At 39.1% G+C, this 14602-nt stretch carries 15 protein-coding genes; 11 read left to right on the forward strand and 4 right to left on the reverse strand.

Annotated features, from left to right (window positions below; translation table 11 throughout):
- Positions 1 to 294: 294 nt before the first annotated feature.
- From L8106_RS22055 to L8106_RS22080, 6 genes are all read left to right on the forward strand, one after another.
- Positions 295 to 945, forward strand: a complete 651-nt coding sequence (locus L8106_RS22055) for a hypothetical protein (protein WP_009786677.1) — start codon at positions 295 to 297, stop codon at positions 943 to 945.
- A 73-nt stretch (positions 946 to 1018) separates the two neighbouring features.
- Positions 1019 to 4471 (forward strand): FtsK/SpoIIIE domain-containing protein, encoded by a 3453-nt coding sequence (locus tag L8106_RS22060; protein ID WP_009786678.1) that lies wholly within the window; start codon positions 1019 to 1021, stop codon positions 4469 to 4471.
- A gap of 15 nt (positions 4472 to 4486) precedes the next feature.
- A complete protein-coding gene (locus tag L8106_RS22065) occupies positions 4487 to 4765 on the forward strand; it encodes a WXG100 family type VII secretion target (protein ID WP_009786679.1) in 279 nt (92 codons plus the stop codon).
- A gap of 14 nt (positions 4766 to 4779) precedes the next feature.
- Positions 4780 to 5073, forward strand: coding sequence for a hypothetical protein (locus L8106_RS22070; RefSeq protein WP_009786680.1), 294 nt, complete (start codon positions 4780 to 4782; stop codon positions 5071 to 5073).
- 18 nt (positions 5074 to 5091) lie between these two features.
- Complete coding sequence (locus L8106_RS22075; protein WP_009786681.1) at positions 5092 to 5646, forward strand: hypothetical protein; 555 nt, start codon at positions 5092 to 5094, stop codon at positions 5644 to 5646.
- Positions 5647 to 5686: 40 nt separating this feature from the next.
- The gene (locus L8106_RS22080) at positions 5687 to 6283 is read left to right on the forward strand and encodes an ARC6/PARC6 family protein (protein WP_009786682.1); all 597 of its coding nucleotides are present in this window, start codon (positions 5687 to 5689) and stop codon (positions 6281 to 6283) included.
- Between the two features lie 262 nt (positions 6284 to 6545).
- On the opposite strand, the gene L8106_RS22085 is transcribed toward L8106_RS22080, so the two are convergent.
- The 3 genes from L8106_RS22085 to L8106_RS22095 form a co-directional block, all read right to left on the reverse strand.
- On the reverse strand, positions 6546 to 7079 hold the full coding sequence (locus tag L8106_RS22085) for a hypothetical protein (RefSeq protein ID WP_009786683.1): 534 nt from the start codon (positions 7077 to 7079) through the stop codon (positions 6546 to 6548).
- A 235-nt stretch (positions 7080 to 7314) separates the two neighbouring features.
- Entirely contained in the window at positions 7315 to 8427 is a 1113-nt protein-coding gene (locus L8106_RS22090) for a mechanosensitive ion channel family protein (RefSeq protein ID WP_009786684.1), read from the reverse strand.
- 3 nt (positions 8428 to 8430) lie between these two features.
- Entirely contained in the window at positions 8431 to 9552 is a 1122-nt protein-coding gene (locus L8106_RS22095; RefSeq protein WP_009786685.1) for a mechanosensitive ion channel family protein, read from the reverse strand.
- Positions 9553 to 9990: 438 nt separating this feature from the next.
- On the opposite strand from L8106_RS22095, the gene rpsO reads away from it, so the two are divergent.
- The 3 genes from rpsO to aroF all read left to right on the forward strand — a co-directional run bounded on the left by rpsO (position 9991) and on the right by aroF (position 12043).
- Positions 9991 to 10260, forward strand: a complete 270-nt coding sequence (gene rpsO / locus L8106_RS22100; protein ID WP_009786686.1) for a 30S ribosomal protein S15 — start codon at positions 9991 to 9993, stop codon at positions 10258 to 10260.
- Positions 10261 to 10319: 59 nt separating this feature from the next.
- Positions 10320 to 10844 carry a PAM68 family protein gene (locus tag L8106_RS22105; protein WP_009786687.1) on the forward strand — a complete coding sequence of 175 codons (525 nt, stop codon included), beginning with the start codon at positions 10320 to 10322 and terminating at the stop codon, positions 10842 to 10844.
- 140 nt (positions 10845 to 10984) lie between these two features.
- Positions 10985 to 12043 carry a 3-deoxy-7-phosphoheptulonate synthase gene (gene aroF / locus L8106_RS22110; protein WP_009786688.1) on the forward strand — a complete coding sequence of 353 codons (1059 nt, stop codon included), beginning with the start codon at positions 10985 to 10987 and terminating at the stop codon, positions 12041 to 12043.
- A 70-nt stretch (positions 12044 to 12113) separates the two neighbouring features.
- Here aroF and L8106_RS22115 read toward each other — a convergent pair whose 3' ends face one another.
- Complete coding sequence (locus L8106_RS22115) at positions 12114 to 12800, reverse strand: Bax inhibitor-1 family protein (RefSeq protein WP_009786689.1); 687 nt, start codon at positions 12798 to 12800, stop codon at positions 12114 to 12116.
- Positions 12801 to 13057: 257 nt separating this feature from the next.
- Here L8106_RS22115 and L8106_RS22120 point away from each other — a divergent pair, with 257 nt between their 5' ends.
- Both L8106_RS22120 and L8106_RS22125 read left to right on the forward strand, forming a co-directional pair.
- A complete protein-coding gene (locus L8106_RS22120) occupies positions 13058 to 13423 on the forward strand; it encodes a cupin domain-containing protein (protein ID WP_009786690.1) in 366 nt (121 codons plus the stop codon).
- Between the two features lie 39 nt (positions 13424 to 13462).
- A complete protein-coding gene (locus L8106_RS22125; protein WP_009786691.1) occupies positions 13463 to 14377 on the forward strand; it encodes a sigma-70 family RNA polymerase sigma factor in 915 nt (304 codons plus the stop codon).
- The last annotated feature ends 225 nt before the right edge of the window (positions 14378 to 14602 follow it).

The raw sequence follows: 14602 nt of genomic DNA on the forward strand, positions 1-14602 counted from the left end.
GCTGTATTTCTATTTTTTGCTATCCGAAATATTTATATTTATTCATCAAACTCCCGCCTTTTTCCGCCTTTTTCCGCCTTTTCCCGACTTGCCAGTATTAATATGACCAAATTACAATAAAGTCACTGCCAAAATGATGTGTCAAATATTTGATATTGTAACAGCTTGTTATCAAGTTTGAGGGGCTACATTAAGCGAGCAGTCCAATCCAGAACGATTTCCGTATAGCAAGTTACATACAGTCTTCAAACTAAAATTACTTGATTTAACAAATTACTCTGGGAAGGCAAAACAATGAGTCAAAGCGTTCAAGCAACTCCAGACGAAAAACTTCTTCAAGACTATTACCAAGCTCTTGATGCTATCAATACTCAACATTTAAAGCTGCTAGATGCTCAACTAGAATTGAGTTGGCATAATTCTCGCAAAAAAGAAGCTTATAAATTAGCACAAGAATTGGGCTGCAATAATATTTTGTCCTTAGCAAAGGCTGAGAATATTAATTATCAAACTACAGATAGAATTCGTCTCAATAATTATTTCCAAAACACATCAAATATTGTAGCAAAATTGAAAACCCTTGTTCAAGAAAAGAAAAAAAATATAAACGCAAAAAATGAAAATATTACAAGTTTAAAAGAAACTCAAAAAAATGAATTAGAAGCATCCAAAATCAACCAATCATCGATTTTAGAACAATTAAAAGGAGAGCGATCAGAAACTGTGAAGTTATTGCAACAGATGAATCAAAATCTGGAATCTCTAAAAACACAAAAAATGCTTTATTTGATTTCTGTAGTAGTTTTTGCTGTTATCATAACACATTTATTTAGCAAGGTTCCCATGTCTATGCCCAGTGGTCGTTTCTGGATTCCTGCATTTTTTACATCTGCATATTTTATCATTATTTTTGATGGTATATCTATACAAAAAAAAGATAAATAGTAGCATTTTTAATTGACAAGGTTGACGGCAAATTGGGTATTATTGTCTTAGATAAAATAGAACAAAAAAGAAAATGAAAGGTCTTTCAAAAATATTTAAAGAAATCAAACAACTCATTCAAGAACGAGAAGCAAAACAGCTTCATCAATCCGAATTAGAATATCAAATTAATCAAGAAAGCGTGCGTTTAGAGCCTGCACTTCAATCAATTGAAATTGAATTTGATAAAAAAATTGAACAAGTGGAGGAAGAAATCAAATCCAGTGAGATTAAATATAATGAAAAAGAACAAGAAGTTAAAAATCAAGGACTGCTTAATATTTCGCATATTTATGAGGAAATAAAACTTGCTGGGCAAGTGGCTGACTATCAAAAAGATTTATTTGAACAACAATGGTTACAGCAACAACAAAACATTACCGAAATTAGAAGTGAACTAGATCACCCCCGCTTATTATCAGCCTCATGGAATGATCCCCGTTGGACACCTTCAGAGAATAGGGATAGCTATAAACCTCAAAATGGTGGTCTGGCTCCTGGTGTTTTACGAATTGGTGAATTTTTACTGGAGCAAGTGCAGCCACCCGCTAGAGTTCCAGCATTGATACCAATCCGAGATTTTTCCAATCATTTAACCAACTTTAAGCCCGGACACATTGCAATTTTTAGCAGTGATGCGGAATCGCGACAAGCCGCACTTGCGGGTTTAGAGTCTATCGCTTTGCGAGTCGTCAGTACCTTCCCCGTCAGAAAATTAAAAGGAATATTTATTGACCCGGTAAGCATGGGAAATACTTTTCCCTTCAAGAATTTACATCAATTTATTTCAGGTCAGAAAACCTATACTCGCAGTGATGATATCAGAGAACAACTGCGAGGGTTGACCGAACATATTGAACAAGTTCTGCAAAACTACTTAGGGAAAAATTATCAAAGCATCGAAGATTATAATATTGCCGCTCAGTCTGTAGCAGAACCCTATCGCTATTTATTTATTGCTGATTTTCCGAGTGGCTTTGACAACAACTCGTGGGAAGATCTGAAAAGTATCTTGTTAAATGGGTCTAGGGCGGGTGTTTATGTGATTTTACATATTGACGAAAGTTTAGAAAAACCGAAAAACTTTGACTACAGAACATTTGAGGATTTTTGTACCGTTATTAGCCCGACACATGGCTTGAATGTGGGAGCAAAACCCAAGCAGGGCAATGTTTATTCGGGATATGTTACGAGTTTGACATCTGGGGGTGCTTATGTTGAATTTCTGCCCGATACCCAAGGATTTGTACCAACCAACAAATTAGTAGATAGAAGAATAGAAAGACCCGAACAAGCGGTTTCTGTCGGACAAAAAGTTGTAGTTAAAGTTTACTCAATTAATAGTCGAGACGAAATTGAACTAACTTGTTTAGATATCAATCCGACTGAAGAAGCTGCGGCTCGACAAAAGGATTTTCGTTCATCTCAAAATACCAGTCACACTTTATTTGAGTTGAAGTTACCTAATGATTTGGTTTTCAAAGTTGCACTAGATGAACCACCAGGTAATGAACAATTCAATCAAATCCTACAAATCATTACAGAAGAAGCGAAAAAAGTTAGCGTAGAAACTCTACCCTTTTCCAAACTTTATCCCCAACAAGCATGGTCTGAGGATAGCAGGAAAGAAATCAGAGCGCCTATCGGTTTAATGGGTGCAATGGATCAATTAGAATTTTGGTTGGGTGAAAATGAAGACAAACAACTGGTCAGTCATGGTTTGTTAGCGGGTAAAACAGGTTCGGGTAAAAGTTATACGCTTCATGCAATTATTATTAGTTTGGCGCTGAGATATGCTCCCGATGAGTTGGAGTTATATTTGCTTGACTTTAAAGAGGGTGTAGAGTTTCAAATGTACGTCGATCCAGAAAAGGGAGAAACTTCTCAGAATACCGAAGAATTGAACGAAGAAAAAGCTTTACCCCATGCCAAAATTGTCTCGATTGAAAGCGATCGCGAATTTGGATTAAGTGTTTTAGAGTATGTCAATAAACAAATCGAAGAACGCAGCATCAAGTTTAAATCGGCAGGAAACTTAAACAAATTGCAAGATTACCGAGATAAAACTGGAGAAAAAATGCCACGCATTTTAGTGGTCATTGATGAGTTTCAGTATATGTTCCAGGAAAATGATAATATTACCCGCAATCTGAACACAGTAATGGATAATATAACCCGACAAGGACGTGCATTTGGGATTCATTTCTTAATTGCATCTCAGTCTCCTAATGTGCCGAATATGAGTCGAGGTATTTACTCACAGATTGACCTGAGAATGGCACAGCAAATGGATAAAAGTACAGCATCTTCAGTATTAGCAGAAGGAAATACCGATGCCGTAGATTTGCTGGATAAGCCTGGTAAAGTGATCTATAACAAAGATTATGGTAAGAAAAATCAAAATGAGATCGGTCAAGTCGCTGATATTTCTGCTAAAGAAAGATACAATGCTTTAGTTAATATTCAGTCTATTGTCAATCAAAATAATTATCAACGCTCAGAACCTTTAATTTTATTTAATGGATCTCGACCGACTAAATTAAGTCATAATCGACAATTAGTTAAATTATCCGAGATGACTGAATGGCTCTCCCTGAAAGAATTAAATAAACAAATTATTAAAGAACCAGATTGGATAGTTCAAGAAACTCCGGGAGTTGCTTGGCTGGGAGAACCGATGAGAATTGGCAATCACACCAAAGCGATTTTCCGTCGTCGTCCCCGCAATAACATGATGATAGTTGGATCTTCTGAAGAAATTGTTTTTGGAATTATTGGGGGAATATTAATCAGTTTAATTCATTGCTATCAACCCCAAAAAGCACGGTTTATGATTGCTGATTTATCCATTCCTGATGAAGATAATCACTGGACAGAAATGACCCTCAATTTCAGAAATGCGTTTAACTCTTACTTCCCCACCCAAATTGCTAAACGTTTTGCAGATCCAGATTGTCAAGTTATTAAAGCTGAAACTTTATTAACCCAGACCTATGAAGAATTTGAAAGACGTTTAAAACAAAGAGAAGAAAACCCAGACCAAAATCCCGATGATTTAGGAGATTCCCTATTTTTTGTCTATGCGGTGGGAGGGTTAAACCGAGCGCAAAATTTGCGTCCCGTTATGGGTCGTCGTAGTGAAGAACCTTCCGAAGACGCCGAAAAACTACTCAAGCTAATTTCTCAAGGGTCTGAATTGGGTATCCATACTATTTTCTGGTTAGAAGATATGAAAACATTTCTCAAACTGACCGGGGATAATCGTTCTTGGCTCACCCATTTTGACCTGCGGGTTGGCTTGACAATGCCGGGAGATGATTCTCGATTACTATTAGGAGAAGTCTATGCTGAAAAGTTGCCACGACTCAGAGCTTATTTTCGTGATGATTCGGCGACAGCAGGTTTAGAGAAATTTAAGCCTTATGCAGTCCCCACGAAAGAAGAAATTGGCGAATACTGCCATAATTTTGAACAACGGTTGACGTGATTAGGAGATTGTAGGATGTCAAAAGATCTGGATATTGACGAACAAGAGTTAGCCAAATTTATTGCAGCTTTGTCTGATTTTCAAGATTTAACAACTGATAAATTTAAGGCAGTTGAAGGAGCTTGGAGAAAATGTGATGATTCTTGGAAAGGAGAAAGTAAAGACAAATTTACTAAAGATTTCGACCAAACCAAAGACATGGTACAAAGAGCCTTAGAAGCGGGAGACGATGCCTTAGAATGGCTCAGAAAGTTTGATGATATCTTGAAAGAGTTTGATCAAAATTATAAATAAAAGGAGAAAAGGTTATGGCTCAAACTTCATTTGATGCTCAAGATGCAGAAGATCTACTTAAAGAACTGGAACAGTTTCACGAGGCTATTCGTGATGAATGGTCAAGGGTTTTGAACCAGTGGAGCAATCTTAAATCAGTTTGGCGCGATCAACAATTTGATAAATTTGAACCGATATTTGAGAAATTTATCTCAACTTATAATGATGCGGAAAAAGAAAGCGATAAATACATCAGATTGGTTCGAGAACAAATTAAAATTAATGAAGATAAAAAACAAAAATTGTCTGGACGTTTAGCTGACCTATAAATCAGGAAAAGGTGAGATATGGTTAAACCAACTTCTTTTAACTTAGAAGATGCTAAGTGCTTGTTAAAGCAGTTAAATCAATTTCGAGTAACGTTACAACAAGAGTGGGGAAAGGTAGCTACTCAATGGGACAATCTTAAATCGACTTGGCACGATCAACAATTCGATAAATTTGAACCTTTGTTTGAAAAACTGTCATCTACTTATCAACATGAAATTGATGAATGTGAAAAATATATGTTGTTTTTAGTGCAACAAATTAAGACTGCCGAACAAAGAAAGGTGAAGCTAGGTGATGTATTTCAGTTGGCAAACGTAGGAATTAGTTTAGCGAGTTTAGTGTTTAGTTCTCCTCCAACTGCACCAATTCCTCCTGAATTATCACCTAATGCTTTTATAGAGCAAACCAAAGGGAGTCAACCTTATCAACAGTTACCAGAAGTAGCTCATATTCCAAATCTTGAAGACCAATTGGCAGAATCTTTTGTGAATTCTCAAGAAAGCGAAAGAAAAAGGAGACAAGAAGAATTAGAAAAAAATCATAATCCCCAAAATTCCCATAAAATTATTTAAGATATGCTGTAAAACCTAATCAAATAGGAAGCCATTAGATATGAAAGAAAATCAACAAGGCATGGATTGGCAAGATCGGGTAATTATCGGTAGTGTTATTGCTGGTGCTTTGATTATTGCAGTAGTATTAATTAAGCCTCAATCTCAACGGGCAATTTTATCTAACAATACTCTATCAAACTCCTCCCAGACTGCTACTCAATCAACAGCTAAATCTAAAAATGTATTGACGGAATCAGAAGCGATTAATATTCTTAAAGGATGGTATAATGCTAAGTCTAAGATCTTTGCACCTCCTTTCAGTCGTAGTTTAGTCGCTCAGTATACTACAGGTCCACTTTATCAGAGAATTCTTGAAAAATCGGAAGAAGGATCGAAAGGTTCTCAAGGATGGTTAAAAGATAGAGGTTGTTATTATACTTATGATTTTTCCAATATTGAAAAAGTGTGGTCATTTAAGGAATCAAAAGTAACACCGCTTTTGAAAATCATAATTTATGAAAGATTACAGCTTAAGGGTTCCTCTTCGCACGGTTGTAATAGCCCATTAGAAACCTACAGAAAAAATGTAACTTACTGGTTTCAACAAGATAATGGAACTTGGAAAATTTATGAATATAAAATAACCGATGATTAGTTATGATATATATCGTTGACGTTTAAAAAGTTGAAGTCTATGCGTTCCAGACGTTTGCAAAAAGTAACAGCCAAGCCAAAGTAAAAGTTTGGTTGAAATATCACATGAAAAATGGTCAGACTTCCTGTGAAAATTTGACATTTAATTTGATTTTTGACCGGAATAAAAACACCTGGCTTATGGATAGTGTAGAACCCAATAGCGTTATACAAAAACCATCTTGCGATCGCCAATAATTTAAAATATAAAAATTAACATGAAGTTACTCTATCCAATTCTGAACTGCTGGTAAGGGTAAATCTAAAGATTCGGCAATTTGTTCCGGTGTTAAACCTAGTTTACTGAGTTTATCCACAGCCTTATATTTAGTCTCTTGCAATACCTGTTCAACTCCTATATCTTCAGAGCTAGTATTTTTACCATTAGATTCCGGATCAACTTTATCCTGATTGTCTGAATTAGCTGTTTCAGAATTACTACAAAGATTAATAGTATCAACGCGAACATTATTTCCAATAAAAGAAGACTGATAATTAAAAAATCCTAAACGCTCAACTGTACCAACTAAACTTGATTTATTCACCTCTTCCTCAAATACCTCTGACAACAACTTCCACAGTTCGTATCCCTTATCTTTTGCATGACCTGGACTACATCCGTACTGCTTCGCGATCGCCGCATATCTTTGACCATTTAGCACTCCCTTTAAAATCGCCAATTGCAGACTATCCAAATGTTTCCCAGTTTCCGAAAACACAAACTCATCAATCGAGTTAACCACCCTTTGCCAGTCCATATCTTCTCATTCCCATTCCAAAACATTCCCTTTTCAATCATTATCCCTGATGACCCCTCCCTTTGGCCGCGCGTCAAAAGAATAGGGGGTTGACAACCCGGAGCGCGATCGCTTAGAATCATGTTGTGGGGTTAACCTGAAGCTACGCATGACTAATAAATCAACACCGATTCCACAAGTCAAACAAAACAGGTCAATCCAACGCGGAAAGGATGTCAACCCTTCCCCACTACCCTTAAATCGTCACGGGTGAATCAACATAAATATTCGGTTCTTGCATTGAGAAAGAAATATTGTACTGTTCCAGCTTTTTAGAAATGCTTTTATTTGTTGATTCTAATAAAGTCTTTCTCAGCGTGATGGCGTTTTCACTCGAACCCAAGATAAAAAACGTTATTCTCGCCCGAGTATTCCCCGTGTCGGTATGTTGAAGGAGTGCAATATTCGTACTTCCTGGATCAATCCCAAACACCGAGTCTGTACATTCTTTGATCGCTTGTTGTACCATCGCTTTTTCCCGATCTGCCAACGAGTGAGTAAAATCGAGATACAACAAAACCATCACTTTTTTACCTCGGGTAATATTCTCAATTTCCGACTTCATTAAATTAGAATTGGGAATAATCACCAACGTTCCTTTCGCCGCCAGTCGAATTTTTGTCGAACGCAACCCAATAGACTCCACCCGTCCATAAGTGCCATTTTCAAGCCTTACATATTCACCCCGGATAAACGGACGATCTAAACGCAATACAATTGTTCCTAACAGTTGTTCAAAGGTACTCTGCGCCCCAAAACCAATTGCTGCACCCCCAATAGACGCACCTGCTAACAATGCTGTCAGTGGAAAATTTTGACTTTGAGCATAAGTAGTCGCTGCAACAAAACCAATAATCACATTAACAACTGTTTCAAAAATCAGAAAGGTTTCGTCTACTTCTAAACCATATTTCTGTACAATTGGAATGCCATAAATTAAAAGCGTTTGGCGAAAAATTCGGGAGAGTAACCAAGCTACAGTGGCAATAACACCGAAATCTACAAACGGTTTAATAAATCGGTATAATGCTGGATTATCATTGAGCCAAACTAACGAAAGGGAAATTAACATAAATGTTCCCGCCAGTTTGACAGACTCCTCCAGAGGAATTATAAATTCATCAATAATTTTCTTTCCCTTTGGGGGTAAAAACTTACTGGCAAAAAATCTCAGAATTCCTGGAACATATCGACCAAACAGAAAAGAAAGAAGAACAAACAGGACAAAAATAACAGGGTTGGGAATTGCAGAGTCTCTTAAACCGATAAAAATTTGGGAGTCGGGATCAAGTGGATTAGCAAACTTCATAGATTAAACAGTAATAGGTGAATTCACGTAAATATTTTGTTCTTCCATCTCAAATGGAATACCATATTGTTGAAGAATCTGGTTGATATCTTGACTGGCAATTTGTAATAGTTGACGACGCAATTCTACATTTTCTTGACCCGAACCTAAAATGAAAAAAGTAACTTGGGCGTGAGTTTTATCTCCTCCAGTCACTTCTTTTGAGTCTCTGAAGATCACATCAGTTCCTCGCGGATCAATTCCATAAGTGTTTTGAGTTCCTTCTAGAATAACTTGGCGAATGAGAGCCTGTTCTTCTGCACTCATTGCACGATGAAAGACTAATCCTAAAATTGAAATTACTTTACGAGCGCCTGTATAATTTTCGATATTTGTTTCGGTTAATGAACTATTGGGAACGATCATTAATGTTCCTTTTCCTGAAGTTCTGATTTTAGTTGAACGTAAACCAATCGATTCTACTCTGCCAAATGTTCCATCCGGTAAACCAATATAATCATCAACAACAAACGGTCGATCTAAATATAAGACAATTCCGCCGAGAACTTGACTTAAGGTACTTTGAGCCGCAAACGCCACCGCTAGTCCACCCACACCTAAACTTGCGAGTAAACCAAAGATATTGATTTGATGAGTTTGAGCAAAAGTAACAATAGCGATGATAATAATCACCGTATTCGCCACAAACTTCCCAACTAAAAGCAGTTCACTATTAACACTTCGTCCCTGTTTTCGAGCCGCGTTGTTAACAATATAAATATCAAAAAATTGCTTGAAAACTTGAGAAGCCAACCAACTCGCGGTAATGGCTAAACTCAAACTCACAATAATTTCTAGACTTGCTAAAGATTTTGAGAGCGGTATTGACAATAGAAAAAATTCCGCCCCTGCTAATCCCACCACTATTAAAATCAGGGATTGGTAAGGATTGAAAATCTGTTTATAAAGCTCCAACTTTGACGGCGAAAAAAAGCGATTAATGATTTTATTTTGAATTAAATTTTTGAGCGCAAAAATACTCACTAAAGCCACAAGTCCAGCGCCGACCCAAATCCCAATATCAATGCTTTGTTCAAGTGCAATCAACAAATAAATTGACAAATAATTCAACTTTAAATCAACCATAAAAAAATGAGAATTATGACAAAACCTGACAGATACACCCGAAACCCAAAAATGTGTTTTTCACGTCACTGGCTTTGACATCTTCTCAGTTCAAGTCAATGCGTGTTAACACGATATTATTGCAATGCTAGGCAACTACAGCCAGTATAGTATAAGCGGCGATCGCACCTGACGACATCCTCCCGAGGTTGTCAGATCAAAAGGCAAAATCTCCCCATCTCCCCACCTCCCGCGCACGGGTTCGCCACTCCCCTCAACGCGGGGAACCCGCGCACGGGGGTGGACTCACCATCTCCCGATCTCCCCACCTCCCCACCTCCCCATCAATCATCCAACCCCTGAAACCTTGAAGCCGCATCAGCATTAGCTCACACCCAAGAGAAATATGATAGGATTAACAATTGTGGAAATTTTAGAAACTAAACCCAATTTCAAGCCATGAGTCTGACCCAAGAACAGAAACAAGAAATCATCACCGAACACCAAGTTCACGAGACTGATACCGGATCACCGGAAATACAAGTTGCCATGCTCACCAAACGCATCAACCAACTCAGCGCCCACCTCAAACAAAACAAAAAAGACTATTCCTCAACCCGAGGACTCTTAAAAATGATCGGACATCGTAAGCGTCTGCTCGCCTACATTCGCAACAAAGACAACGATAAATATCGCGCCCTCATTCAACAATTGGGAATTCGGGGATAAAAGCCCGAAGCTCTTGAAGCCTGTACGTCCTCAATCCCTCACCCAGAGCAAATATTACCATGTCTTCCGAACGCCCACGCCAACCCCTGCCCTTTGAACCCGCAAAAAGTCGGAAAAAAGCGTCAAAAGCTCAATCTCAGTCAGCCGAACCGGAAACAACCGACAAACCCCCTGTCCGTGCAACTCGCAAGACAAGGGAGAAAACATCAGCCCAACCTGCCTCCAAACGGTCTACCCAGCGGGAAGAAACCACTATTCCTGAAGTCGTGAGTCAGCGAATGTTGTCTCGAATGGCCTTATTATCGGGTGTACCGCTATTTATGGCAATCAGCATCTTTGTTGGGAGTTACTTTATCATTGTTAATGAAGTGTTTGTTCTTCCGAACACCGCCGTTTTCTTAGCGAGTCTGGGTTGTTTTGGCTTAAGCGTTCTGGGATTGAGTTATGGAATTTTCTCCACCTCTTGGGATGAAGACCAAACAGGAAGTATAGTCGGCTGGCAAGAGTTCAAACTGAATTTAGGACGCACCGTACAAGCCTGGAAAGAAGCGCGACAAGAAAGTAGAACAAAAATTAAGAATTAAAAACTGAAAAATTAAGGCGTGGGTCATAGGTTAAAGTGATCTTTATGAAAGCAGTGGGAGGGTGTCGAGATAGTCATAACTTCCAACGCCCCACCCCTGACTCAAATCAACCACAGACCCCATAGGAATAATAGAAATAAATGATTATTGTAATGAAAGTCGGCTCACCCGAAGCCGAAATAGAACGCTTAACTGACGAGTTGCAGACCACTTGGAATGTTACCCCCGAAAAAATTGTGGGTCAGCATAAGGTCGTCATCGGTCTAGTCGGAGAAACCGCAGACCTAGACCCGTTACAACTCCAAGAAATTAGTCCTTTCATTGAAGAAGTGCTACGGGTTGAAAAACCCTTTAAACGAGCTTGTCGGGAATATCGTCACGGAGAAGCCAGCGAAGTCGCTGTTCCCACCCCCGCAGGTACCGTTTATTTCGGTGAACATCATCCCCTCGTGATTACGGCAGGCCCTTGTTCAGTCGAAAACGAAGAAATGATTGTAGAAACCGCCAAACGAGTTAAAGCCGCAGGCGCGAAGTTTCTGCGAGGAGGCGCCTACAAACCTCGTACCTCTCCCTACGCCTTCCAAGGACACGGAGAAAGTGCATTACATCTATTAGCCGCAGCTAGAGAAGAAACCGGCTTAGGGATCATTACCGAACTCATGGACTCCGAAGACCTAGACGTACTCGGGAAAGTTGCGGATGTCATCCAAATTGGCGCCCGCAATATGCAAAACTTCCCTCTCCTCAAAAAAGTCGGCGCCCAAGATAAGCCAGTCTTGTTGAAGCGGGGAATGTCCGCCACCATTGAAGAATGGATCATGGCAGCCGAATACATCTTAGCAGCCGGAAATCCCAATGTAATCCTTTGTGAACGGGGAATTCGCACCTTTGATCGCCGCTACACTCGTAATACTTTAGACTTGTCTGTGATTCCAGTATTGCGATCACTGACTCACTTACCGATTATGATTGATCCCAGTCATGGTACCGGTTTAGCCGAATACGTTCCCACAATGGCTTTAGCAGCCGTCGCGGCGGGAACTGATGCGTTGATGATAGAAGTTCATCCCAACCCCGCAAAAGCCCTTTCTGACGGCCCACAGTCCTTAACCCCCGAACGGTTTGACCGTTTGATGGAAGAAATGGCAGTGATTGGAAAAGCCGTTAAGCGTTGGCCCCAACAACCCGTTTTAGCCTAACAATTCACAAAATGGGGAGAGGGGGAGATCAACTCTTACCTCACCACTCTCCCCTCCCGTTTTGCCGACTTTAGCGACGCGAGACAGACATAACAATCTGCAACACATACCAGAACAGCAACGCCACAGACGCAAACAGTTCTAAAGAAGCCGCCACATAATGTTCTTTCGAGTAATGGCGCATGATTTTTGAGGTATCATACAAAATCGTCGCCGAAGCAAAGACAACCATTACCACCGAGAACAAAAGACCTAAAGTAAAGCCGAAAAGAACGCTACATAAGATCAATCCCAGAGCCACAAAGCCCCCTATTTTCAGAATTCCACCCAAAAAGGTAAAATCTGTTTTTGTCGTTAGAGCAATAGTCGTTAAGCCACCAAACAGCAACAACGTTAAAATCGCTGCGGTGGGGAGAACCGTTGGGTCAGAAAAATAAGCCGCGATGTAAAGCAAGGGTGCAAAAATCAACGCTTGGGCGAGGACATAAATTCCTAAACCCGCATATTGAGTCTCCACAGAATCAGCTTTTGCCGTTAAACTTCGCGAAAACCAACCCAGAAGTGAAAAACCTCCCAAAATTGCTAACCAGCTAAACCGACTCCCCATCACAAAATTGGTTAACGCTTCGGCTATCCCCAGTTGAAACAACAAAATGGAAACCAAAACAAACGAACCCACCGCCCCAGCCAAGTGTATGTACGTTTTCTGAATGAACATAGCTCGTTCACTGGGTCGAGACTGAGCAACTGTTACCATAAAGCTTCTCCTAAATGAGTCTCAAAGAAAGTTATCTATGATTTTAAGAGTAGCATTTAGGTCAATGTTTTGAAGACACCGGGATGGGTTCGAGGTCTAGGCTTTGTACCCAACTGAATGTCTTGGGTGTTTCCATCCAGCCATTATTCAAAACACTGACGCGCGTATCTTAATAAACTCCGAAAAATTGTTAATCCCTGAAATTCAGGCTTTAAACTTGGTGTAATTTTTCTTTATTGTGTTTCTCGTTAAAGATTATGCCAATCCGAATAGAACAAGCAACTCGCATTGAACCTGCGGGAAATAAACCCAAACAGATTGATGAATATATTGGTCGGGTCAATTCTCAAACAGAAGCCATCAGTATTGCTCACATGAATTCTCCGAGTGGTTGGATGGAACCCGGTCAGCGTCCAGAATTTGATGAATTTACAATTGTTTTAAAAGGAATGCTGCGGGTAGAATATGAAGGCGGTGAAATGGAGATTCATGCAGGACAAGCTGTGATTGCCAGTAAAGGGGAATGGGTGCGGTATAGTAGTCCTAGTGAAGAAGGAGCAGAATATATAGCCGTTTGTTTACCAGCATTTTCTCCCAGTTTAGTTCATCGAGATTCTGAATAAATTCCTGCTTTTGGGTGATTCTACAAATCACCAACTTGGGTGAAGAAAAAAGGAGTTGAGTTGGGCGATAGTAAAGCTAATCTCAAAGCTAACACGTCTAAAGTCGGATATCTAGCAATAGATTGCGACGAAATAGCCACTCAACTCTCATTCAACATAATTATGATCAATACTTTGACTTCACCCCGTTGTCTCAAACAAAGTAGTCTGGAATTACTTCAAGAATATAAACAGTTTCCTTGTCAATCAATTCGGAACCAAATCGTACAACTGAATATGGGTTTGGTGCGCCAAGAAGTACATCACTGGGTTAAAAAATGTCCAGAAAGTTATGATGATTTATTTCAAATTGGATGTATTGGGCTGATTCAAGCGATAGAACGGTTTGATCTCACTAAAGGTTGTGCATTTAGCTCTTTTGCAGTTCCTTATATTCGCGGTGAAATTTTACATTATTTACGCGATAAAAGTTTGTTAATTCGGGTTCCGCGTCGTTGTTCTCAGTTAAAACAAGAAGCAGCAAAGTTGGTGATTTTGTTACAGGAAAAGTTACACCGAAAACCCACTGATTTAGAAATTGCGAACAGTTTGGGAATTTCGATAGAGAAGTGGAATCAGGTTAAACTCACTGTCAAAAATTCTTCGGTGTTGAGTTTGGATATTCCGCTCAATGACGAATTCAATGAAAAACATTGTTTGGGTGAATTAATTGTTGATTCCAATCCAAATGCTTCAATGTCTCAAGAAGAAAAAATAGATTTAGAAATGGCTTTATTGAAGTTGAAAGCAGAAAATCGGGATATTTTAGAATTGGTTTTCTTTAAAAATCTAACTTACAAAGAAGTCGCCAAACAAATGAATATAAGTGTGATGACGGTTTCTCGTCGTCTGAAACAAAGTTTGAGAGATCTCAAAATTATGCTGAACAATTATGAAATCCCCGAACCTCATTAAAGACTGGGGATTAAAGAATCGAAATTAATGGTAAAATTCTCAGCAGCCATTTACTCAATTTCAATCTTAAGTTACAATCTATTATCGAGCTGGAACACCAATATATCCGGGATCGTTAGTAGTTGAATTACCGGGAGAATTAACCCCTCCGTTATTATTCATCGGATTATTGAGATTATCGGGAGAATTAACCCCTCCGTTATTATTCATCGGATTATTGAGATT

The sequence above is a fragment of the Lyngbya sp. PCC 8106 genome (assembly GCF_000169095.1).
In the GTDB taxonomy this organism is placed as follows: Bacteria; Cyanobacteriota; Cyanobacteriia; order Cyanobacteriales; family Microcoleaceae; genus Capilliphycus.